Here is a 23,513-nt window from a genome sequence, read left to right on the forward strand (position 1 = left end):
TTCAAATAGTGGTACGGTCCACATTGATACTATGGTAATCTGGATAGCCTCCGGGAACCGGGAGAACTGGGAGGTCGTCAAAAAACACAATATATGGGGTGTCCCGAAACGGAGCAAGGGACTTCACTCCCGGGTGAAGGTTGGAGACACCATTCTCATCTATGCCCGGTCAGAAACCCATGCAAAAGAAGTATTTCCATCGGTTATCTTCGGAGAATACAAAGTTACCGAGCTCTTCGAAGATTCCACCCCATTATTTACCGCTCCACCGCAGATGGGAGACGAGCTTTTCCCATTCCGGTTCAGGTTGAAACCAGTGAAGATTTTCAAGGAGCCTGTTGAGATCAAACCGCTCATTCCGGAACTCGGGTTTGTGACAAATAAGACCATGTGGTCCGGCCATTTCCGGCAGGCGATGAGGGAGATTCCGGAAGAGGACTATCGAAAGATAGTGAAATAGAATTAAAAATATCGATGATTTCAGGAAGGGGATGAAGAAGACAGGTGTTTGGGGGAAACTCCGGTTATAGCATAGTTGTCCGGAAGTGTGCCCAATGGTAATTCGCTCCATTCAGATGGGAGTTCCGGCCATATCCGCCGGGATCTGGTGTTGGATCTGTACCTTATCCGTCTGTTACGGTGATGTAGTTATTCCATGCCGAATATCCTCCTGTCTTGCCATTCGATGCACGTAAGGAGACCGTGTATGTTCCCGGACTATCATACGTATGGATTGGGTTTTGTGTGGTATTGGTACAACCGTCTCCAAACTGCCAGTACCATGAGGTCGGAGACCCAAATGACTGCTCTGAAGAGAAAGCGACAGTCAAAGGTTTTTCTCCGTACCGCTGTGATGCGGTAAAGAAAACATGTACCTGACATGGTGCTGGATTTCCTATCGTCTCGATATCATGGTTCTCGGTCAGATCGGTAAAAGTCCAACTGGGAATATTCCCTTTGGATGCGGAATCAACAACGACATCCGTGAGATCTGCTCCGGGTTTGGATTGGGTTATAAATGTCTGGTTCGTGTATGACTGGTAAGAACTGTTACCAGTTGGAACAATATTCCCCCAGTCATTTGCGGTGGCATTGATTGTGACCGGTTTTTGTGGAACAAGTGGGGCTGTATCGTTCACTCCAGGTGAAATCTCAAATGGAGTTGTCGAATATCCGGTTACATGTGGTGGCTGTTTATCTGACCATCCAGTTCCGTCAGGGTTGCTCCAGTAATTACCGGCAATAAACGGACCCCCGACGATATTTGTCCCACGCTCCGGACCTGAAGGATTTGTCCATCGATATGAATATTGGTTTATGCTGTTAAATCCACCAACGTAGTTCTCACTTCCAAAGTAATTATTGTAGATATCTCCAATTCCTTGTCCTGGGCGATAAGGATTTCCAGAGAAGAAGAGCCCATATTGTCTTGTTTCATTGATCTGATTCCCAATAACAGAAGTATTGAGATAATCCATAATTACTATCCCATATGTTGCATTTATAATGGTATTGGCATATGCATTCGTATTATCACCATAGCATGCCATTCCAGTGAAGACAGTATCCCGAATAATATTATTTGAAATTAAACTGTTTTTTCCCTCTGAAGAAATGCCAAGTTTATAACTTGAATAAACTCTGTTATTTAGTGTTTTGCAGTCATCGCAAAGTGCAATTATTCCATATGGGTTATTATATATCGCATTTTCTGATATCGTGGTATTTACGCCTTCTGCTTGGATGCCATACCCTAAAACAAAAAATGCTGATGATATAGTATTGCTTTTTATTGTTGTATTATTGCCCGATATATGAAAGTTGGCGGAATTATGGCTTATCGTATTACCAATGCAGGAAGCTCCCGTGCTTTGAATCTGAACACCAATTTTTCGATTATTTCGAACAGTATTTTCATGAAAACTCAGATTATCTCCAAAAAGAATCACTCCATATTCATCCGCATCGAAACGGTTTTTTTCCAGAGTATAATTTTTTGAAAATCCAAAAATTCCATAAACTTCATTGTCCGAAATAATGTTGTCCTTCAATGCTGCATTATTTCCCGATAAAAACGCCCCATTATAGTTATTCCTGATGATATTCTTGTACACATACATGTGCGAACCAATGGAGTTAATACCGGTGTAAGAATTCTCTGATAAGGAGTTATTAATGAGAGATACCTGATCTCCACTAGAATCAATACCATAACAAAAATTATTGATACCTTTAAAATTTCTTACCGTTGTGTTATTTCTATTTGATTCGATAATAATTCCGAAATTAGCAGTATTTCCAGTGATTGTTTGCGCATTTCCATCAAGAGTGACATCATCTGCTCCCAGGTAAATTGCTGTAGTATTACTGGTCGAAAAGCCTTCTTGAAGTGTATAGGTACCAGGAGAATAGATGAAATAGCTCTCATCGCTTCCAGTCCTATTGAAATACGTGTACCCGCTTCCTTCAGGTGTTGGAGTAACTGGAACAAGGATGACATTACCCTTCGTTGCCAAGTCAATATCTGCGAACGAATGGGAAGATATTGACGGTCTATTGACTTTTGGAGCGGTGATTGAGCTCTTAATGTCAGAAATGTTGATAGCTGGCGGTAGAAACGAAATTGAATCTATCCTTTGAAATGACGACAGGTTGTCGGTCTGATTCGTGGGGACTCCTGGTACATTGATGGTATGTTCTGCTGAACAGGCAAGGATAACAGGTGCCTGAAGAACCAGGAAAAAAAGGGAGATTTTTAGTAAAAGTCCGAAATTTTGGTACATCAGGTACCACCAACCTTTGTTGGAATAGTCGGTCTGCATCTTTTCTGAAAAGAGGATGCTCTTTGTGTATCTACCAGAACAAACTTATTGAGCCTGTGCCATTTGATATCATTCATTTCTTTCTATTATCTCCCATATTTTATATGCCATGAGATATACGGTATTGGTAATTTATGTTATTTATAACCCTTTTAATGTAGCATTATCGCCTACAGGGCCGTAAGATCCTGTAGAAAAAGGTGCGAGAGTCCTGTGAGCTTCAATGTCTCCTTCAGCTCTGGATGAAGATTAGGAAATTATTTTTACTTCGTTGTCAATTGTAATTTCTGCCCTCTCAAATCGGTTCATTATTTCAGGAATGTCCGTACACATTCATCTGTATTTTCAGGACATTTTCTGAAATTTTTGAAAATAAACTGATCCGTCGGGTAATTGAAGCGGACAATATGAAAACGATATACCGTAAATACCAAATTTAAGAGATAATTGCTATGTTCTTTAGATACAAGGTAATTACGCTCCTAAAAAAATTTCTCCAGAAAGACACCGAAAAAATGAAACCGTAATGAGAATAACCCTTGTCGGAGATACTCATTCAAATGAGAGGTTTTAATAAAATATCAAACTTTGAATCCTGATTCATACATTAATTTCTTCTGGAATTTTTCAATACCCCCTGTTACAGATATCGTATCTTTCCAGTTATTTGTCGCAGAGGCATTATTTGATCGGTTCCTAGCTTCCATAATGGAGCCACCAAAGTCCGTTTTTATTGTCCCCATTGCAGGACTATTCATTCCAGAATCTGGTCGGACTGCAATGAGATAATTCAGTGCTGATGGATATTGTGTGTAATAGGTTACTGATCGTGCAACACCTCTGGATGAGAGTTGTCCGGTGTTGAAATTAAGTAATGTACTGTCTGCTTTGACAATGTTGCAAAATGCAGGGAAATAATCTGGATCATTATCTGCAAATACACACCTGATATATTCAGGTTTATAGTCCCAGTTTCCGGCTACATCAAGAGACCATGATTCCCCTCCTGAAAGATGGGATCCTTCCTTTGTCCGATATGTGAGGACTTTTTCCGTTTGTAGGTTATATCTTGATTCGGCCTTATTTTTTGAATTATATGCAATTTTTTTACCCATTGCAATACTCCCTCCCGAACTCCGGAGAGAATCATCCCATTGAAGTATTGCAATACTTTCAGTTCTATTCAATTTTCCATCGTGGATATGTCCATAATCATATGATCCATTCACGTACAAACGCTGATAATCAATGATCCAGTCAACAGAACTTTCTTCACTCAGTATTCCGACTGCTTTTATTTCAGTATCTATGGTAAATATCTGGTTTTCCGTTACCTCACTTGGAAGTCTGTCAGCGATGACGAGGAGACAGAGGTTCGTACATAAAACAAATATTAGAATGATACAAATTTTTGTAATAATGCTCATTTTTTGTCCATAGATATGATTTTTTATGAGAGGTGGTTTTAAAAAAATTTTGAGAACCAATGGGTCGTCTTTCCTCACCAGTTTTTTTGAAATCTTTCAAATAATTATACAGCTTTAAAATTCCTTTTTTCTAGTTACCTTGGTCCATTGAGAGCATTGTCACCAGATGGCGGAATATCATAGTTCCTTCTGGCATGGTTTGTTTTCCGGTAATTGAAGAATTTCTTACGAATGGTTCAGTCGCAGTATGTGACAATAATCTTGAGGTAACGCCAATTCCATCAACCAAAGTTAACTCTTCAACCGATTCTACTGGAACATTTGCGATTACATGAGGTCCAACAATTTTTACTCTATATCCGTCATACGTTTCTCCAGCAAAGGTTACCGGCTCCTCAGTTATGGTATACGTCCTTTTTCTTACTTTGGATCCTTCCTTATCCGGATTGAAAGGTCCCCAGTATTCTACCCAGGTCTGCCCTTCTGCAAGATGACCACTAATCCATGTTCGTGGATACATCGTTCCGTCAACAACATACCAGCCGATATTGTTTTGTTTATCATTTTCCAAGGGTGTTAAATCAGGATTATATTTCCCCTTGGGGGTAGATGCTACCTGGGCCAGCATATCATCACCAGTCACTGGATTTTTCATCTCAATAAGCCATGGCATAGTTTCAAGCCCTTCATGATAAATTGCATATGCCGTCTTATTTGGGAAAAGAGGGGGATTTTCGTATGCAATTATTCGTATTACATGTTCTTTCTCAACACCATACATATCCCAGTCTTTCTCAGTAAACGGACCAAATGCATGATCTACAAGGGGATATCCAGCTTCAAGGGATAAATTCCCCACCCAGGTAATTTTTGGATCCATCGGATACGTAGGGAAATATCCCTCTTTCCATTCGGGAGGATTGTCTAATGTATTTATTTCAGCACTCCCAATACCAACGAAACTTAAGCAGATAAATATGAAAATTGAACCAATTACTATCGATTTCATACGATATTGTTAGAACATCTCTTATAAAATTATATCGTAGAATTGCATACGATTGATATGCATTTTATAAAAATATCTGGATTTTTATGTAGCGGACATCATTTAAAGTGATTGATTCTTTGACCAATACATATAAATAACATTATGACTTACTAACGATTAACATAGAACGAGTGAGATTTCACAATCATCTTTTTCCATATATGACCAATGCTAAATTATGAAATCTCGACAAAATACTGGTCATTTGAAATTTTACAATGAACTTTTTTTGTGTCAGATATTTGTCGTAATTATTGGTGTGAGAGAAAAGTAACACAGGGGTGGAAAAATGGCATCACGATCATGGAAATTATCAGTTAAAATAGTATTATTGATATTATTTTTATTGGTTAGTTATTCATATGCTGATAATACTACGGTTGTTCCAACACCTGAGCCCACAGAACCTGCTGAGCCATTTGATTGGAATGATTTATTAGATGAAGAATATGAGGAACCAGTAAATTGGGAAGATATTGATATAACTGAGTCTCTTGATTGGGAAGAGCCAGTTCCCTCTTCGGAACCAGATCCGAACTTGATTCCTCCAATAGATCCTTCTTTAATTGAAAACCTTGAATATGAAATTTCTATCGCAAATGGAGCAATATTTGGTGAGGGTCTCAATTCTGATGAAGGTGTGTTAGAATTCGAATCGATATCTACGATTGAGCCACCAGAAGAGGATGTATTTGGTTCATGGGCAGATTTTGATCTCGATTTTGAGATCTCAATGGCAAATGGGGCAATATTTGGAGAGGGTTTAGAATCCGAAGAAGTTCCTCTGGTTATTGATACATTTTCTCAGATTGAGTCGGTTGAAATAATACCAATAACCGAAGACGAAACAGAACAAGCAAATTTTGATTTTTCAATAGCAAACGGAGCAATATTCGGAGAGGGTTTAGAATCTGAAGTAGTTCCTCCGGTAATTGAATCTATTGCTCATATTGAACCGGTCACAACAACAATAATTACCGATGAAGAACAGGAATCTTCAAATTTTGAGATATCAACAGCGAACGGAGCAATATTCGGGGAGTCTCTGTCCAGTTTGGAAGAAGAGTTGACGAATGATCTTTCTTCATTGGTTCTAATAAATGAAGAATTCATTGAGGAGAAAGATAAAGGTGGAGCCCAGGTTACAACCCCTTCTGGGTCACAGGAGATTACGGATGAAGGCGAAACCCTTGCAACCCCTGGTTATGATGGAACGAGCGGTACAAAGCCTGGTGCTCAGGTTTTACTGCCCGAAAAAGACAAGACCGATAAGGGTGAATCTGTTTCCGAATCCAAGGTTGAACCTGAAGAAATCATCAGTCCTGAATCTATTCCAACCGTGGTTTCAACAGAAGTCCAGGAAGATGAGAAAGATAAAGGTGGAGCCCAAGTAACAACACCTTCTGGATCCCAGGAGATAACTGATGAAGGCGAAACCCTTGCAACCCCTGGTTATGATGGAACGAGCGGTACAAAGCCCGGTGCTCAGGTTTTACTCCCCGAAAAAGAGAAGACTGATAAGGGTGAATCCGTTTCCGAATCCAAGGTTGAACCCAAAGGAACCGTCAGTCCTGAATCTACTCCAACCGTGGTTTCAACAAAAGACCAGAAAGAGGTGAAAGATAAAGGTGGAGCCCAGGTAACAACACCTTCTGGATCTCAGGAGATAACTGATGAAGGCGAAACCCTTGCAACACCTGGTTATGATGGAACGAGCGGCACAAAACCTGGTGCTCAAATATTGCTCCCCGATAAAGATAAGACCGATAAGGGTGAATCCGTTTCCGAATCCAAGGTTGAACCCAAAGGAACCGTCAGTCCTGAATCTACTCCAACCGTGGTTTCAACAAAAGACCAGAAAGACGTGAAAGATAAGGGTGGAGCCCAGGTAACCACCCCGTCTGGATCCCAGGCGATAACCGGTGAAGGTGAAACCCTTGCAACACCTGGTTATGATGGAACGAGCGGCACAAAACCTGGTGCTCAAATATTGCTCCCCGATAAAGAGAAGACCGATAAGGGTGAATCCGTTTCCGAATCCAAGGTTGAACCCAAAGGAACCGTCAGTCCTGAATCTACATATGGTTTCATTTCTGATTCCAAACTGACCGTAGAACCCACCGTTGAGGTTACCCCTGAACCAACACTGACGGTTGAACCCACTAGTGAGGTCACTCCCGAGCCAACATTGACCGTAGAACCTACAATTGAGGTTACTCCTGAACCCACCTTGACCGTAGAACCTACCTTTGAGGTTACACCAGAGCCTACACTGACGGTTGAACCCACTGTTGAGGTCACTCCTGAACCAACACTGACGGTTGAACCCACTAGTGAGGTTACTCCTGAACCCACCTTGACCGTAGAACCTACCTTTGAGGTTACACCAGAGCCTACACTGACCGTTGAACCCACCAGTGAGGTTACCCCTGAACCTACGTTGGCCGTAGAGCCTACTGTTGAGGTCACTCCCGAGCCAACATTGACCGTAGAACCTACAATCGAGGTTACTCCTGAACCTACATTTACGGTTGAACCCACCGTTGAGGTTACCCCTGAACCCACATTTACGGTAGAGCCTACATTTACGGTTGAACCCACTCGTGAGGTCACTCCAGAACCCACATTTACGGTAGAGCCTACCGTTGAGGTTACCCCTGAACCTACCTTGACGGTTGAACCCACTCGTGAGATCACTCCCGAGCCAACATTGACCATAGAACCTACAATTGAGGTCACTCCAGAACCAACACTGACGGTTGAGCCTACAATTAAGGTTACTCCCGAACCAACATTGACCTTAGAACCCACTGTTGAGGTTACTCCTGAACCTACCTTGACGGTTGAACCGACGCTTGAGGTCACCCCCGAGCCAACACTGACCTTAGAACCCACCTTGACGGTTGAGCCTACAATTGAGGTTACTCCTGAACCTACGTTGACCGTAGAGCCTACTGTTGGGGTCACTCCCGAGCCAACAATTACGGTAGAACCTACAATTGAGGTTACCCCTGAACCAACACTGACAGTTGAACCCACTCGTGAGGTCACTTCAGAATCCACATTTACGGTAGAGCCTACAATTGAGGTTACCCCTGAACCAACACTGACAGTTGAACCCACTCGTGAGGTCACTTCAGAATCCACATTTACGGTAGAGCCTACCATTGAGGTTACTCCTGAACCTACATTTACGGTTGAACCCACCGTTGAGGTCACTCCCGAGCCAACATTGACTGTAGAACCTACAATTGAGGTTACCCCTGAACCTACATTTACGGTTGAACCCACCGTTGAGGTCACTCCCGAGCCAACATTGACTGTAGAACCTACAATTGAGGTTACCCCTGAACCTACATTTACGGTTGAACCCACCGTTGAGGTCACTCCCGAGCCAACATTGACTGTAGAACCTACAATTGAGGTTACCCCTGAACCTACATTTACGGTTGAACCCACTCGTGAGGTTACTCCTGAACCAACACTGACCTTAGAACCCACCATTGAGGTTACCCCTGAACCCACCTTGACGGTTGAGCCAACGCTTGAGGTTACCCCTGAACCCACCTTGACAGTTGAGCCTACAATTGAGGTTACTCCTGAAATACAACCAATCATTACACCTAACCAGAATGAAGGATTAATCAGTAGAATAGAAGGAGAGACTCATGAAAGTGAGCCAACAGAAACAGTATTTGGGACAATTAATCTTATGGAACAACCCGAAAATATTGAGGTTTACATAAATGGAGAACCACAGGGTGAAACCCCATTACTCATAACCGGAGTACATCCTGGAGAGTATCTGATAACCTTCGAACATGACGATGGGTATGAGGACCAGATTGTAGAGATCCCTGAAACTGGTGGTGAAATAAAACCGGAAAAAACAGAGTCTGTCTATAAAATATCTGTTCTTGCCGGAGAAAAAGAACCCTGTAAAGATTGCTGCACAATTCAGGAAGTCCATGCAAGAACATCTACCCGGGATTATTCGGAGGTCTTTAAGATCAGTACTATTGCAATGAAAACAGATGAGTCTGGCAGAATACCCTATACCTTGTATTGGAATAGCAAACCCTGGTATAAAGGAACCTTGAAACCTGATGTAGATGAAAAGGCTGAAGGGTGTGAGAATTGTATGGTGATGGAAGATTACATCAGAGAAGTTACTCCACCTGGGACGTTTGAGCTTGTATTGGATGATGGACGGTTATGCACCTCTTCGGATAATCAGGGAAGACTTTCCTTCTTTGGGACTGAAGATATTCCCATCACCTCCAATTTGAACGAACCATAAATCTCTTTTCTCATGAGAATATCAGAGAATCCGATAAATAAGGCGGTAAATAAAATTAAGATTCAGCAATTATTCATATCTTGGCGAGCCCGAATCTGCGACATAAACATCCCCCTCTGAATCCACCCATATCCCAATAGGAATATCAAACTGCCCGGGCTCTGAACCTTCACCACCACATTTGCGTATATACGTTCTCTTCATTGGTACATCCAACCATGTATATAATTTTCAACATTCATAGGATCATTTCCTTTCGGTATATGTGTTATTTGTTCATTTTGATACAAGCGTTCAGATAGTTATCCATATCCTTCGTGGTTTTGGATTATTCTCATTTTATGGGTTGATTCTGGTATAGGGAACATTCTCGCTCACAATAAAGAGCGGAGCGGAAAATTCCTGAATGGTTCCATCAGGTCCGATGGTGAAGGTGACATTTTTGAAATAATCCTGGCTATATTCCGGACAGGTAGCCATAAAGGTTCTCTCATCTATCATGGATAAATAAAATGTAACCGGTCTTTTGCCGATGGTCACGGTCAGGTTATCGTTCTGCTCGAAGACCACAGCGGTCCCAAATACATCATTCTGATAGGATCCACGATATGGGGTCAGATCTTTTGGTGAAGTTGTGTTGTTAAATATTTCCAGTTTTGGGGGAAGAATCATCTGCCCTACTAATGCCATATAATCGTTCAGAGACATGGTATTTTTCACAGCACTAGTACCACCAAAACACTGATCATAGAAGGAAAATGCCAGGAAATCAGGAATGTTCGGCCCTTTTTCATTTGCCAGAATCACAATGCCGAGGTTCTCCTTAGGAACAAGCATGATATTCGCAATTCCTCCCAATGTCGCACCATTGTGCCAGATAATTGAGGGAGTGCCATTCATCTCCTGGTAAATCCATCCCTGGCAATAATAGCCTACAGGATCAACCATGATATCACTGATAGGCGTTTTGGGAGTGTGCATGAAAGCCATATTATCAGAAGTGATGAGTTCATCTGCTCCACATGATCCGTTTCCAAGCTGGAAGATTGCCCAGGCAGCCATATCTTTGATATCTGCATTGATACCGCCAGCAGGACCCATTATGTCAGTGAAATCAGTGAATCTCCAGTCGCTTTCAATCGGGATGGGACCTATCGTGTTGTTTGAGGTACGTCCAATCATATGCAATGATGTATGATCCGGTGCTGCCAGAAAGGATTCATAGCCAGTAGAAGCACTGGTCATATTCAGCGGAGTGAAAATTTGTTTCCGGAGATTGTCCTCCCAGCTCATCCCACTTGTTTTTTCTATTGCTTCTGCAGCCACCAAAAACGGAACATTCTGATACATAAACTGAGATCTGAAACTGGATACAGGCTCAGCATATCGAAGAGCATGGATTATTTCAGCACGGTCATATCCGAAGATTGGGAGGTCAGTTCCCCAATGATCTGAAAGCCCGCTCTTTTGGGCAAGTGAGTCGGTTATTGTAAACTCTTTCGTGACCCAGGGATCGCTCATCTCAAAATCCGGTACATAACTCACAACCGGGTCGGTCCAGTTCATTCTGCCGCTATCTACTTCCATCGCTGCAAGTGCTGCAGTAAATGCTTTTGAAGTAGATCCAATCTGAAATACCGTGTTTGTTGTAACCGGATCAGACTCCCCTTCCGTCTTCACCCCGTATCCCTTGGTAAAAACTATCTTCCCGTCTTTTACTATGGCGATAGCCATCCCGGGCACATCCCACTTTTGTCGCTCTTCCTCGGCATACGTATCAAAATGAGCGATGATATCATCAAGATCCGATGTTGTGAGGGATTGGGATGCCTTTACCCCAATACCTGTAAGTGGACTCATACCTCCTGTTTCAGGATTCTGCACATTGATGGGACCAGCATCGATTGTTTGAGCGGTACTAAAAATAAGAACGAGAACGAACAGAGAAGAGTACTTCATACACAGAATACGATTTTAGGGATAATATATGCTTTTATTTGTACTCGGCGACATAATTTATTGTGCAAAATGGTTTTTATTTCATATTTGGTTGGTAATATTGGGAGAAACGACGTACCTTCCCGCCAGTTCAGTACCATCAGTTCCCCGGTTTTTCTATTCAAGAGCCTCAATGTCATCAATAAGTTCTGCTATCTCATCTTCGATACCATATCCGGCATTTGAGGCATCGAGTTTTACATCAAAAAGCCGATCTTCAATATCCAATACCTCAATTATCGCCGGGCATGTCTTCAGAATTTTATACAATTCACTCATCGCACCACTGAGTGAATCTAATTTCGCCTCATCACCACCCCCATAATGAGAGAAAAATTTCACAAACTGCTCGATAAACAGGAGAGTAAGATCAGCTGTCCCTATTGGGTCCCCGGTCGCTTTCTTATATCCGGCAATCGCCTTTTTCACCGGGGCAATTCTGGCTTTACCAAATCCCCGTTCAGGAAAGAACTCATGTCTGATCTTCTTGGCCGCATTCTCACGAAGACTGGCATATGCTGCTTCTCCACCAATTCTCCCCTGCAGATACTCTTTGTTCTCCTTATTCAGGGCATAGAGATCATGAATGAGAGATATCAGAGAATTTGCATCCATTCCGGCTAAACCTGTCTTAATAGTCCGCCAGGATGGTGTTGAATCGCTCATACATACAGGTATGATGTTTCTGGTATTCAGGATATTGGGAATCAGGAGGTTTTCTGGTGATAGAGACAGAAGTTCAGATTATCGTGGATTGACAAATGTAATGGAATAATCGATTTTGAATAAAGCTTATTCCATGACGTGTACGCTTATGAGTGTCATGCTCACCTTTCAAGGGAATGCATATTTTCCATCAAAACAATGTACTTGTATGACAGTCACGGTGTCACTGAGCGATTCAACCTATGAAAAGTTGATTGCATTCCGAGGTTCTTCTGACATGACTGATGACCGGGTTATCGCTGAACTTCTTGAAATGGCCTGTGACATTGACGATGAGCCCCTCAGCGAGGAGACTCTTCAAAGGATTGCAGAGGCGAGAGAAGATTTCAGGGCTGGAAGATGCAGGACACTAAAAGAAGTGATGGCAGATCTTGGAGATTCCTTTGAGTAAGTTCACGTTACTCATCTCGAAAGGAGCAGAACGTGACTTAGCAGAGCTTCCGAAATTAGCCAGGAACTCTCTGGAGGTAACTCTAGCAGAACTTGAACTCCTTGATAATCCCCGTGAAAAACTCGGACCCCTGAAAGGGAGGGCAAAGGGATTGTACTCTCTGAGAACCGGAGAATATCGGGCTATCATTGAGATTTTTGATTATAAACTGATGCTCCTAGTCATTGAAGCAGGTCATAGGAAAACGATATACCGTAAATACCAAAATTGAGAGATTATGGCCACACACCTGATATTGGAGGCAATCATAACCTCGAGAAATAATTTACTCCGTAATGAGATCATTTTGAGGAGAAATACTACTCTGCAATAATTTATGTTCTCTTTTTTCCAAAATTTTCATACATATTTTTGGTAATTTTTCAACCTTTCTGGATTGAAAACAATATTCATTGCAACATGGTATTCAGGATATTTGATGTTTTCAAACGGGATTTTTGGCTACGGTAAGAGGTTTTAAAAATTTATTTTGAAAAATAGAACACACTAAATGTATGCGCAAATGAGAATAGCTAATAACCCCTATTTTTGATCTTACAACGACAACATATGATTGTATGAGAGGTAATAAAACTGAAAAAATGCAAAAAAATCACAAAAGAAGCAAATTTTCTACTATCCTTTTCGCTTAGAACGATAGCTATCGCTATTATTACATAGCTTTTTGAACACTTTTCAGTCGATATAAATTGTAAGAAAAGCAGGAAAAGATGTTTTTCACGTGTACACGTTCAATAGTTGTTACCAAAACATGCCCTCCTTTAAAAATTCGTTTCATAACAGCGTATGGCAACTCACCAAGAGAGCGGATCCGTGATATTGCTTTATTTCTGCGTTTTTCTTTGCAACTCAAGGGATGATCTCGGGTTGCTCGGTGCATAGTTTTATCCATTGAGGCATTTGGTTTTACGCCAAAATATCCTTTATCACGGTAAACTGTTTGTCCGGGTTCAGTTAGATCGATTTGACTATCGTGAAGTGATGCCGTCGAGGTTCCGACTTCTCGAATAATCATAAATTCTTTGTCTACTAATGTATGCATTTTATAACCGAAATAGGAGTTATTCCCTTTTTTACTCCATGTTCCCTCCTTTGATCGTCGAGTCAGAGCTTCATCACCTCTCGGTTTATCTTTTTTTGCATGACCTGGATCTGTGGTGATGAAAGTCGCGTCCTGAATAACTCCACGATGAATTCCAAATCCTAATTTGTCTATTTGATGCTGTAATTCTTCCCAAATTAAATCAAGGCAGTTACTATTTATTAATCGCTCTCTGAATAGCCAAATTGTTGAACGATCTGGAATTGTGTCTGGAAAACCTAAAAAATGACGAAAACTCATTCGATCATAAATATTACGTTCGATTTCATAATCTGATAATCCATAGAGATGTTGCAATACCAAGGTTTTAATCATCACTATTTCATCTAAATGAGGGCGTCCACCATCATTTTTGTTATCTTTGTAGAGGGGTGAAATTATGACTCTAAATCGCTCCCAATCGATAGAATCGCTGATATTTGAAAGAGTATCACCTAATTTTTTGTATTTTTCATATTCTTCTCGAAAAATGAATGTACTAAAGTTATCCACCATTATTATTCGATCTTCTCAGATAAAAAGATGAGGTTTTTAGCTATTCTCAAATACTTTTTTTTAATTCAATGGGGAAAAAGGGCTCTTTTGTGTACATGGGTTACGAAACACTGTTCATGCCACCCATTTCCAGGTTCACAAACCGCAGATATTATTATTTATTACGTACCAATTGACAATTAGGTGGTTGAACCCTTTGCCCAGTATCAGTGAAAAGTTACATTTTTCCTATCTTATCATGGGAATACTTTTCATAATCATTGTTTCCGTCCTCCTCGTTGGTATCTGGGCGAATTACGAATCATCAAAGAATAATCTTGAGGCGAATGCATACCGTCTCCATGCAATTACAGAATCTTATATCAATAACTCCTTCCGGATGATCGATGCCGGCCTGACAATCTACGATAATACATTCAATGAAGATATGCAGGACGCATTTGTCATAGTAATGGACGCATATAATCAATCAGGTGGTGATCCGTCCCGTATGGACCTTGAATCACTGAAATCCCGAATCAGGGGAATGGACATCTATATCTTCGACAGCCAGAGCATAATCAAATATACAACAAATCCAAGTGATCTTAATCTGGATTTGTCAGTCGTTTCGCCCGATTATCATGTTTGGTTGCAGAGCATCCGGAACACATCCGGTTTTTATCCTGACCGGGTCTGTCAGAACTATGTCGAAGGAGTATTAACAAAATACAGTTACATGCCAACTCCTGATCATCAGTACATCATTGAACTCGGACTTGTCTCTGATAAGTTCGCAGGTGAGCGGATGGTGGTCCAGTATAGCGACGTTGTGGGTGACATCAGGGCTCTCAATCCGTATCTTGAGGACGTGCTTCTTTTCCAGTCACAAAAGAGACTGGTTTACAATACCAGCTACATTCCGACACCTGAAGAATCTGCCATGCTTGACTATCTCCTCAAAGAGAATCGGACTACCCAGGTGGTCAGGGATCCGATGTTTAAAAAGACTATCATATGGATACCCGTTGACCTTCGGAATCAGGAATACCCTGCCGATATGAGCATCTTTTCAAAACTCACCTATGACGACTCCCTACTCTCCGGAGAACTAAGACAACTGGCAATTCTCCATGGATTTACGGCCATGCTTGTGTTACTCCTTGGAGGAGTCATCGCATTCATGGTGTCTCGGAGGATCTCAAAACCCATAGAGCAGTTTGCCTCCGATGTTGATGCCATTGCCGCCGGAGACCTTAATCATACCATACAGCCGGTCCATGGGTACGAGTTGTCTAACCTGGCAAAGAAGACGGGAATCATGGTCGAACGGCTTAAGGAGCAGATCCGGAAACGGGAAGCAAGTGAGCAACGGTTCATGGATCTTGTCCAGCTCCTCCCTGTCGGGGTGTTCGAATCTGATCCTGATGGAAACATTACATTTGCAAATCCCGCAGCCTTTGAACTCTATGGATCAAATTTATACACATCTTTTCAGGGTATCAATATATTTTCATCAATAATCCCGCAAGACCGGGAACGGGCCAAAGAGATCTATTCTGCTATTCTTCGTGGAGAAAAAACCCTCGGATCCGAGTTCACCAGCATGCGGGAAGATGGAAGTTCATTCTCAGTATTAGCCTATGTTGCACCGCGATCTGAAAATGGGATTGTAATTGGAGCCAGAGGGAGTGTTGTTGATGTAACCCGGTTAAAGCAGATAGAAGCAGAAGTTCGGCTCCTGAATGTAGATTTAGAGAAACGGGTAGCACAACGAACGATGGAACTGGAAGAGGCTACCAGTGAACTGAAGGCGTTTACGTATTCAGTCTCTCATGATCTCAAAGCCCCGTTACGGGCTATTGATGGATTTACAACAATCGTTTCGGTGAAAGCCGGTTCCCGCCTGGAACCGAAAGAACTGGAGTATCTTGAAAAGATCCGTCAGACTGTGCTTCATATGAATGAGCTGATCGAAAGTCTCCTCTCACTCTCACATTTAAACTGGCAGGAGTTGGTATGCGAAGAAATTTCTCTGAATCCACTTATTTCAGATGTTGTATCATCTGTGCTTGAGCAGAATCCTGATCACAAGGTCAGCGTCATAATCTACGACCTGCCTCCGTGTTATGGAGATAAAACAATGATACAGCAGGTTTTCATGAACCTGATCAGTAATGCCGTAAAGTTCTCCAGAAAAAGAAGCGATCCCCAGCTAGAGATTGGCACAGTCCAGGATCAGACAGGAACTGTCTATTATGTCAAAGACAATGGCATAGGGTTTGATATGGCGTTATCCAACCAGATCTTCAAACCCTTCATCAGGCTTGTAAGGACTGATCAGTTCGAAGGGTCAGGAGTAGGTCTTGCAACCGTTCATCGTATCATCAGGCGGCATGGAGGGAAGATCTGGGTTACGTCAACACCTGGAGAAGGAACGACATTCTCATTCACGTTCCCTCCTCGTGAATAAAATAGAGTGAAAAAAAAATCAGATAACTAGGCATGAAAATTTAGGCTTCTTTTGCTACTTGGTTGGATTTTTGATTTATTTTAAACCATATAAACCAAATCTAATGGATAATTCATTGTCACACCGGTTCCTCCGGACATCTGCAGATCATCAGGACCAATGGTTTTTTTCCCACTCTGAATCGCTGTGCTGAAATTTCTAGATGCAAATTTTTCCCATCTTTTCTCTTCCCGACTCCTGGATACCTGATGACCTGGTCTTCAGCGAACTGTTTCGCATAACACTCGAGATATTCATGCCAGTGTTCTTCTGTGGTAATATCAGTCGATACCATTGAGAGTAATTCATCATGACTATATTGTAAAATATGACAGGCACTTTTATTCGCCTCAATTATCCTGCTTGGTTCTCCATGTTCACTCTGTTCAAAAAGAAGACATGGTTCGGTAATATTATTGAATATAGATTTAAACCACATTTCACGTTCTAAAAGTCTTCCTTCTTTTTTCTCCCAAATCATCAGTTCTTCTAATAATCTCTTGTTTGATTCCTGCAGTTCACGTGTCCGTTCCTGGACAAGATACTCAATTGATTGTTGATATATTCGGATCTGTTCTTCACACCGTTTTAACGGGGTGATATCCCTTCCTATTGCATGATACTCCAAAATCTCTCCATGTGGAGAAAAAAAACCCCTTAAGTTCCACTGCAACCAGCGGCTTTGTCCGTTGCTGGAAATATCTTTTGTATTAAATTCAATAATTGGATTATTTATGGTAATCTGTCGGTAAATTGATTCTGTTTCATTTGAGAGATTGGTGAGAACAAAGGGGAATAGTTTCTTCTCCAGAAGATCATCTGAAGTTCGCCGTGCAGCCTCGCAGTATGCCTTATTCACATAGGTAAGGGTAAGATCTGGTGCTCTCCGGCACACAAGATCCATTTGGTCATCAACAATAGCACGATATCTTCCCTCTGACTCTTCCAAAAAACTGGATAATTTCTGAACACGAGATTCATCCCTGAAAATTACCCCGCATCCAAAGGTATTGTCTTCAAGAATAAGTGGCAGTATTTTTACATGAAGAGCATAGAGCCTTCCGGAAATTTTCATCTCCCGAGCCTTCTCAGATATTTCCCCATGGATTCCTTGGATAATGGCATCAACAAGATCGTTCTGGTAGAACTCTTCTGGCAGTGTACAAGGTGAATACAATTTTCGGTTACTTGCTTTTAAAGAAAATAATTCTGTGAAATATGTATTGTAAGAAACAATATTTCTCTCCGTATCTATGATACAGGCGGGATCCATAACCAGATGAAACATTCCCTTTGCTGGAATTCGTGAACTCATCCGATATATTTTCATCATCCCAAATTGCGTAACTTCAATATCGCCTCTCCGGATGAGAGCCTGGAGATATTTCGCTATGGTATTACGGTTCATGTGAAACTGCTCTGTCAGTTCACGTATCGTTACCTCATCGTCCTTATTCTGTAGATAATTAATTATATCGGATTCAATATTTTTCATAAAAATATTACGGGCATTGCTGGGCAATGTTGCACGGCTTCACTATCCTTTAAGTTATTGCTTATCATATACACATATGTGAGTAGTCAAATAAGCCACTTTCTCATGTTGCAAATTACTTGAACAGAAAAACAGCACCATTTCCATGATATCTGTATTATATATTGATGATCAACAGGATCTCCTCAATATTGGGAAGATTTTTCTTGAAAAAAGTGGAGAAATATCCGCAGATATCTGTTCAGATCCAAAAAAAGCGTTTGATCATCTTACTACAAGGAATTATGATGCCATTATATCTGATTACGAGATGCCAGAAATTGATGGCATTACATTACTCAAAAATATCCGACAACGTGGTTGTAATACTCCTTTTATCATATTTACCGGAAAGGGACGGGAAGAAGTTGTAATCGATGCATTAAATAGTGGTGCTGATTTTTATCTTCAGAAAGGTGGGGATCCAAAGGCTCAGTTCATCGAACTCATTCATAAACTCAAAAAGGCGGTAGATAAGCAGAAAACAGAGAGAGCGCTTGAGAAACAGATATCTTTAATAAAAAGAATTACTGAAATCTCAACTGGTCTGATGAATACCCCTTTTCTTTTTATTGATAAAAAAATTGAAGATGCTTTAGAAGAAATTGGGACCTTATGTAGATCTGATCGATGTTATCTCATGATGTGGGACGATGCGACAAAAAAAACCTTTTCAATCACTCATGATTGGTGTAAACCTGGATATAAATCTGCATATGAAGAAATCCAGAACGAAAATCTATCTGATTATTATAAAATATTTTTTGAATTAGATCAAAATCAGTATGTTCTATGTGATTCCGTCACAAGAAAAAAAACAGAAGAACCAGAATTTTTCGGTAAAATTGGAGATTTAAATATACAATCTATACTCCTTGTTCCCATCCAGATCGGAGAAGTAACAACAGGGATTCTGGGTCTTGATACGTTGCTACAGGAAACATCCTGGATTGATGAAGAAATAAATACTCTCCGGATATTTGGTCAGGTAATAATCAACGCTATCATACGAAGAAAAGGAGATCAAAAACTTGTTGAAAGCGAGGAGCGGTATCGGAATGTCGTTGAACAACAGGCCGAATTCATATGCCGATACCGCCCTGATGGAACACATATCTTCGTTAATAATGCGTACTGCATGTATTTTGGGATCCCATCAGATGAAGTAATTGGGAAAAAATTTAAGCCAAAAATGCCGAAAGAAGATCTCAAAGAATTATGCCAATATTTTTCAAAGCTTACCCCTGAATACCCTGATGGAACTATTGAACATCAGGTGATATTTCCCGATGGGGGAATCCGGTGGCAACAATGGTCAGACCATGCAGTTTTTGATGAACATGGAACCTGTGTTGAATATCAGTCCGTTGGTCGTGATATTACTGATAGAAAACGGATAGAAATAAATCTTGCACAATCAGAGGAACTCTATCGGACGGTATTTGAATCAACCGGAACAGCCATGATGGTGCTGGATGAAGATACGTCCATTATTTCTGCAAATCATGAAATGGAACGAATATCCGGGTACTCTCGCTCAAATATCGAACATTCGATGTCATGGACCAGTTTTGTTTCTCCTGAAGATCTGAAACGGATGTATGAATATCACCAGAATCGTCGGAAAGGGGTATCGAATATTCCCTCACAATATGAATTTACCTTTATCACCCGGGATAACCAGAGAATTCGTTCATTTATCACGGTTGGTATGATCCCTGACACAAAACAGAGCATTGTATCAATTATTGATATTTCCAAGCTTTCAGATACTGAACATGCACTTCGGGAATCTGAAGAAAAATTCAGAAAGCTGGCGGAATCTTTGTCACTCGGAGTTTACATCATCCAGGATGAGAAATTCCTCTATGCTAACCCCTATATTGTGTCACTCCTTGGATACACTCTTGAAGAACTCTGCTCCCTTCCTTTCTTCTCGTTCTTTCTTGAAGAAGATATTCCGACAATCAAAAAAACAATGGAAGATCGTCTGACTAAAAAAACATCTTCAGTGGTTTATCATGTCCATGCTAAAACAAAGCGTAAAACAATTATTTTAATTGAAATTCAGGGTTCAATAACATTTTACCAATCAAAGCCTGCTTTTATCGGGATCTTTAAAAAATTAGGGGAAGAACATGAATAAAATAAACAATCATTACAACCTGCATGACTATTCGATGATCAGATATATGCCATCACCCCTCGTTCTTGTGAAAGAGGGCCAGATAAAGGAGATATCCTTGTCTGCAGTTCACCTGCTGGGTGGGGAGACTCCTGATCGGTATTTGGACATGGATTTTTGCACGACATTTCAAATCCTCCCCAAGGAGAGGGATCGTTTTCATGGTATGTATAGAGAGGCCGTGAACAAACCGATGAGTATAAGTGAAGTATCTGGGAAATTTTCAGTGAATGGACCTGATAAGAGTCCCGGGGAAATTTTCCTTACCTTCTCATCATTCTCATCATCTTCATCGAATGATGAGGATATGGTTCTGATTGGTCTTCAGATCAGTCCTTCAGGGATCGGAGATCAATATGGGCATGCTCTGTCAATTCGAGAGAACGATGTCATTTTTAAGGATAATCCGGCCCTGATGCTTATCCTGGATCCTTCTTTTGACATTGTTGATGTGAATAATGCATGGGTACAAAAAAGTGGATATTCACGTGAACAACTCCTTTCAATGAATTTAAAAGATCTCTCGGTCCTCTCCCGGTCAGGTGACACTATTGACCGTGCAATCAGAGAGAAAAAGGCGATATCCGGAGAGATGGTTCTGGATACTCCTAACGGAAGACTTGCCCTGGTGTATCATTACACTCCGGTTTTTCATCCAAGGGACAGAGATGCTATAGATAGTCTTCTCGCTGTATACTTTGATGTAACCGAAAATCGGAGTCTGCAACGAAAGAATCAGTTGATGATCGAAAAAAATCCCACTCTTTTCTTCATACTGGATAAAAACCTTCAGATAACTGAAGCGAACCCTTCCTGGGAGGCTTTCAGTGGGTATACCCGGGACCAGCTCCTTTCCATGAAACTCACTGATTTTAAAGTATATGAGCGTTCGGGAGGGAATATTATGGATGCGTTTACAAAAGGTGCTGAAGTAACCGGTGAACTCGGTGTTGAAGTCCCCAATGGGAGGGTCCACTTACAATATCATTATGTGCCTTTTGTATCAGAGGATGGACAGATAGATGAAATTCTTGCTGCATATTTTGATGTGACCTATTTACATTCCCTGGCACAAAGAAACCGTGTTCTTATTGAAAAAAACCCCACTCTTTTCTTCATACTTGATAAAAGCCTTCAGATAACTGAAGCGAATCCTTCCTGGGTAACTGTCAGTGGATATTCCATGGATCAACTCCTTTCAATGAAACTAACCGATTTTAAAGTGTATGAACGCTCAGGAGGGAATATCATGGATGCATTTACGAAGGGTGCTGAAGTGACTGGTGAACTGGGAGTTATCGTCCCGAAAGGAAAACTTCACTTGCAATTCCATTATGTTCCCCTTCCCTCAGAAGATGGCACAATTAATGAGATTCTTGCAGCATATTTCGATATTTCGTCCATTAAGGCCCTTGAAAATAAAAATCAGATGATTATTGAAAATAATCCAGGGCTGATATTTATTCTTGACAAGGACCTTAAGATTATCCGTGCAAACAAAACCTGGGTAGAGTTAAGTGGATATTCTCAAGAACAAATCCTTTCCATGAAACTTACTGATTTTAAGATTCTTGAACGAAAAGGTGAGGATTTCAGACTTGCGTTCACAAAAGGAATCGCTGTGACTGGAGAACTTCTGGTTGAAACACCAAAAAAGAAGTTATACCTGACGGCCCATTATCTGCCTCTTCCAGATGAGAATGGAAAAATTGATGAGGTTCTTGGAGTATATTTTGATATTACCACTATCCGGGAACTTGAGCAGAAATTGCAGAAGAGTATTGGTGAGATAGCCGATACCTTATCCGCTCTGGCAAATAAGAATCTCTCGGTTTCAACTCCGATATATGATGAAGATCCACTTATCGGGGTGAAGACAGATCTGAATTCATCTATCCAGGCGATACATGATGTCCTCGTCACCATTCTCACTCAAAGTAAATCTCTTGCTCAGTCGATTGAAGATATCAGCAGGGCAACAGTGGACCTCACGGAGGGTTCTCAACAGGTAGCTTTGATAAGCCAGCAGGCATCACAGGAGATATCAAATCAATTGCAGGAGTTGGATCGTGTTTCGAATGAGATTACTGACCTTTCTGCATCGATTGAAGAGATTTCTGCAAGCGCTCAGGATGTTAGGAAATTAGTTGCTCAAATAGCTTCGAATGGGAATCAGGCTGTTCATCAGGGGAAAGAAGCAACTGAAAAAATGAAGATCGTTGAAAAAATCTCCCGTGAAGCGACTGATCAGATAATAACCCTGAATAACCGGATGAACGAAGTAGGCAAAATTGTTCAGATGATTGGGGATATTGCGAATCAAACGAATTTATTGGCACTTAATGCAGCAATCGAAGCCGCCAGAGCCGGAGAACATGGAAGAGGTTTTGCAGTTGTTGCTGGAGAAGTAAAGAACCTGGCCGGAGAATCCAAACTTGCGACGGGAAAAATCGGAGAACTTATCTCCACACTGACGAAAGAGAGTGAAATGACTGCAGAATCTATGAAAAATGCATTTGATAGTATTATTGCCGGTTCTTCATCTGTTGGAAATGCTCTCGCATCACTCAATCAGATTGCAAAAGACATTGAAATTGCTGAAAGTAATGTATCGGAGATTACACGTGCCACGGAAAACCAGGCAGAGGCAACCAACCGGGTTACACAAAATGTCGGGGTAATTCAACAGATGGTGACTGGTGAAGAACAAAAAATGACTGGTCTTGCAGCAGTTGCTGAAGAGTCCAGTGCATCAACAGAGGAGATAGCAAGTGCTTCAGGAGAGATCTCTGACATGGCTAAGGGGTTAAAGAAAAAAGTTGAGAGTTTTTCTCTTTAAATTTTTTCAGAGAGAAGGTTTTGGTGAGTATCAATAACCTGGCTCCGTTATTTCTAGGTAACCTCCTGAGTGTTGAGTATTCGTGCTTGAAT

At 41.1% G+C, this 23,513-nt stretch carries 15 protein-coding genes; 7 read left to right on the top strand and 8 right to left on the bottom strand.

Annotated features, from left to right (window positions below):
* The first annotated feature begins 31 nt into the window (after positions 1-31).
* Positions 32-460: an EVE domain-containing protein gene (locus KSK55_RS13070; protein ID WP_218607205.1), complete on the top strand. Its 429-nt coding sequence runs from the start codon at positions 32-34 to the stop codon at positions 458-460.
* A 163-nt stretch (positions 461-623) separates the two neighbouring features.
* Here KSK55_RS13070 and KSK55_RS16540 read toward each other — a convergent pair whose 3' ends face one another.
* The 3 genes from KSK55_RS16540 to KSK55_RS13085 form a co-directional block, all read right to left on the bottom strand.
* Complete coding sequence (locus KSK55_RS16540) at positions 624-2,783, bottom strand: NosD domain-containing protein (protein WP_256664019.1); 2,160 nt, start codon at positions 2,781-2,783, stop codon at positions 624-626.
* A gap of 620 nt (positions 2,784-3,403) precedes the next feature.
* The gene (locus KSK55_RS13080) at positions 3,404-4,249 is read right to left on the bottom strand and encodes a hypothetical protein (RefSeq protein WP_218607206.1); all 846 of its coding nucleotides are present in this window, start codon (positions 4,247-4,249) and stop codon (positions 3,404-3,406) included.
* 130 nt (positions 4,250-4,379) lie between these two features.
* Complete coding sequence (locus KSK55_RS13085; protein WP_218607207.1) at positions 4,380-5,258, bottom strand: hypothetical protein; 879 nt, start codon at positions 5,256-5,258, stop codon at positions 4,380-4,382.
* Positions 5,259-5,589: 331 nt separating this feature from the next.
* Between KSK55_RS13085 and KSK55_RS13090 the strand changes: the two genes are divergently transcribed.
* A complete protein-coding gene (locus tag KSK55_RS13090) occupies positions 5,590-9,600 on the top strand; it encodes a peptidase associated/transthyretin-like domain-containing protein (RefSeq protein WP_218607208.1) in 4,011 nt (1,336 codons plus the stop codon).
* 69 nt (positions 9,601-9,669) lie between these two features.
* Here the strand turns inward: KSK55_RS13090 and KSK55_RS16755 are convergent, their stop codons facing one another.
* From KSK55_RS16755 to KSK55_RS13105, 3 genes are all read right to left on the bottom strand, one after another.
* Positions 9,670-9,804, bottom strand: a complete 135-nt coding sequence (locus KSK55_RS16755; protein WP_214419191.1) for a hypothetical protein — start codon at positions 9,802-9,804, stop codon at positions 9,670-9,672.
* Between the two features lie 135 nt (positions 9,805-9,939).
* Positions 9,940-11,559, bottom strand: a complete 1,620-nt coding sequence (locus KSK55_RS13100) for a serine hydrolase (RefSeq protein WP_218607209.1) — start codon at positions 11,557-11,559, stop codon at positions 9,940-9,942.
* A 156-nt stretch (positions 11,560-11,715) separates the two neighbouring features.
* The gene (locus tag KSK55_RS13105; RefSeq protein ID WP_218607210.1) at positions 11,716-12,264 is read right to left on the bottom strand and encodes a hypothetical protein; all 549 of its coding nucleotides are present in this window, start codon (positions 12,262-12,264) and stop codon (positions 11,716-11,718) included.
* Between the two features lie 208 nt (positions 12,265-12,472).
* On the opposite strand from KSK55_RS13105, the gene KSK55_RS13110 reads away from it, so the two are divergent.
* Both KSK55_RS13110 and KSK55_RS13115 read left to right on the top strand, forming a co-directional pair.
* A complete protein-coding gene (locus KSK55_RS13110) occupies positions 12,473-12,715 on the top strand; it encodes a hypothetical protein (RefSeq protein WP_218607211.1) in 243 nt (80 codons plus the stop codon).
* On the top strand, positions 12,708-12,986 hold the full coding sequence (locus tag KSK55_RS13115; RefSeq protein ID WP_218607212.1) for a type II toxin-antitoxin system RelE family toxin: 279 nt from the start codon (positions 12,708-12,710) through the stop codon (positions 12,984-12,986). Before KSK55_RS13110 ends, KSK55_RS13115 begins: the two co-directional genes overlap by 8 nt.
* Before the next feature lie 441 nt (positions 12,987-13,427).
* Here KSK55_RS13115 and KSK55_RS13120 read toward each other — a convergent pair whose 3' ends face one another.
* Positions 13,428-14,369, bottom strand: coding sequence for an IS5 family transposase (locus tag KSK55_RS13120; RefSeq protein WP_372238752.1), 942 nt, complete (start codon positions 14,367-14,369; stop codon positions 13,428-13,430).
* 241 nt (positions 14,370-14,610) lie between these two features.
* On the opposite strand from KSK55_RS13120, the gene KSK55_RS13125 reads away from it, so the two are divergent.
* On the top strand, positions 14,611-16,824 hold the full coding sequence (locus KSK55_RS13125; RefSeq protein ID WP_218607214.1) for a sensor histidine kinase: 2,214 nt from the start codon (positions 14,611-14,613) through the stop codon (positions 16,822-16,824).
* Positions 16,825-16,942: 118 nt separating this feature from the next.
* Here KSK55_RS13125 and KSK55_RS13130 read toward each other — a convergent pair whose 3' ends face one another.
* Positions 16,943-18,358, bottom strand: a complete 1,416-nt coding sequence (locus KSK55_RS13130) for a PAS domain S-box protein (protein ID WP_218607215.1) — start codon at positions 18,356-18,358, stop codon at positions 16,943-16,945.
* A 145-nt stretch (positions 18,359-18,503) separates the two neighbouring features.
* Here KSK55_RS13130 and KSK55_RS13135 point away from each other — a divergent pair, with 145 nt between their 5' ends.
* Together KSK55_RS13135 and KSK55_RS13140 are read left to right on the top strand one after the other, a co-directional pair.
* Entirely contained in the window at positions 18,504-20,543 is a 2,040-nt protein-coding gene (locus KSK55_RS13135; protein WP_218607216.1) for a PAS domain S-box protein, read from the top strand.
* Positions 20,536-23,421, top strand: a complete 2,886-nt coding sequence (locus KSK55_RS13140; RefSeq protein WP_218607217.1) for a methyl-accepting chemotaxis protein — start codon at positions 20,536-20,538, stop codon at positions 23,419-23,421. The genes KSK55_RS13135 and KSK55_RS13140 overlap by 8 nt, the downstream gene beginning before the upstream one ends.
* Positions 23,422-23,513: the final 92 nt, after the last annotated feature.

This window comes from Methanospirillum hungatei (assembly GCF_019263745.1).
Lineage (GTDB): Archaea > Halobacteriota > Methanomicrobia > Methanomicrobiales > Methanospirillaceae > Methanospirillum > Methanospirillum purgamenti.

Bases quoted from the DNA above. Each gene is read 5' to 3' on its own strand.
- KSK55_RS13070 (WP_218607205.1), top strand. From the start codon at position 32: ATGGTAATCTGGATAGCCTCCGGGAACCGGGAGAACTGGGAGGTCGTC.
- KSK55_RS16540 (WP_256664019.1), bottom strand. From the start codon at position 2,783: ATGTACCAAAATTTCGGACTTTTACTAAAAATCTCCCTTTTTTTCCTG.
- KSK55_RS13080 (WP_218607206.1), bottom strand. From the start codon at position 4,249: ATGAGCATTATTACAAAAATTTGTATCATTCTAATATTTGTTTTATGT.
- KSK55_RS13085 (WP_218607207.1), bottom strand. From the start codon at position 5,258: ATGAAATCGATAGTAATTGGTTCAATTTTCATATTTATCTGCTTAAGT.
- KSK55_RS13090 (WP_218607208.1), top strand. From the start codon at position 5,590: ATGGCATCACGATCATGGAAATTATCAGTTAAAATAGTATTATTGATA.
- KSK55_RS16755 (WP_214419191.1), bottom strand. From the start codon at position 9,804: ATGAAGAGAACGTATATACGCAAATGTGGTGGTGAAGGTTCAGAGCCC.
- KSK55_RS13100 (WP_218607209.1), bottom strand. From the start codon at position 11,559: ATGAAGTACTCTTCTCTGTTCGTTCTCGTTCTTATTTTTAGTACCGCT.
- KSK55_RS13105 (WP_218607210.1), bottom strand. From the start codon at position 12,264: ATGAGCGATTCAACACCATCCTGGCGGACTATTAAGACAGGTTTAGCC.
- KSK55_RS13110 (WP_218607211.1), top strand. From the start codon at position 12,473: ATGACAGTCACGGTGTCACTGAGCGATTCAACCTATGAAAAGTTGATT.
- KSK55_RS13125 (WP_218607214.1), top strand. From the start codon at position 14,611: ATGGGAATACTTTTCATAATCATTGTTTCCGTCCTCCTCGTTGGTATC.
- KSK55_RS13130 (WP_218607215.1), bottom strand. From the start codon at position 18,358: ATGAAAAATATTGAATCCGATATAATTAATTATCTACAGAATAAGGAC.
- KSK55_RS13135 (WP_218607216.1), top strand. From the start codon at position 18,504: ATGATATCTGTATTATATATTGATGATCAACAGGATCTCCTCAATATT.
- KSK55_RS13140 (WP_218607217.1), top strand. From the start codon at position 20,536: ATGAATAAAATAAACAATCATTACAACCTGCATGACTATTCGATGATC.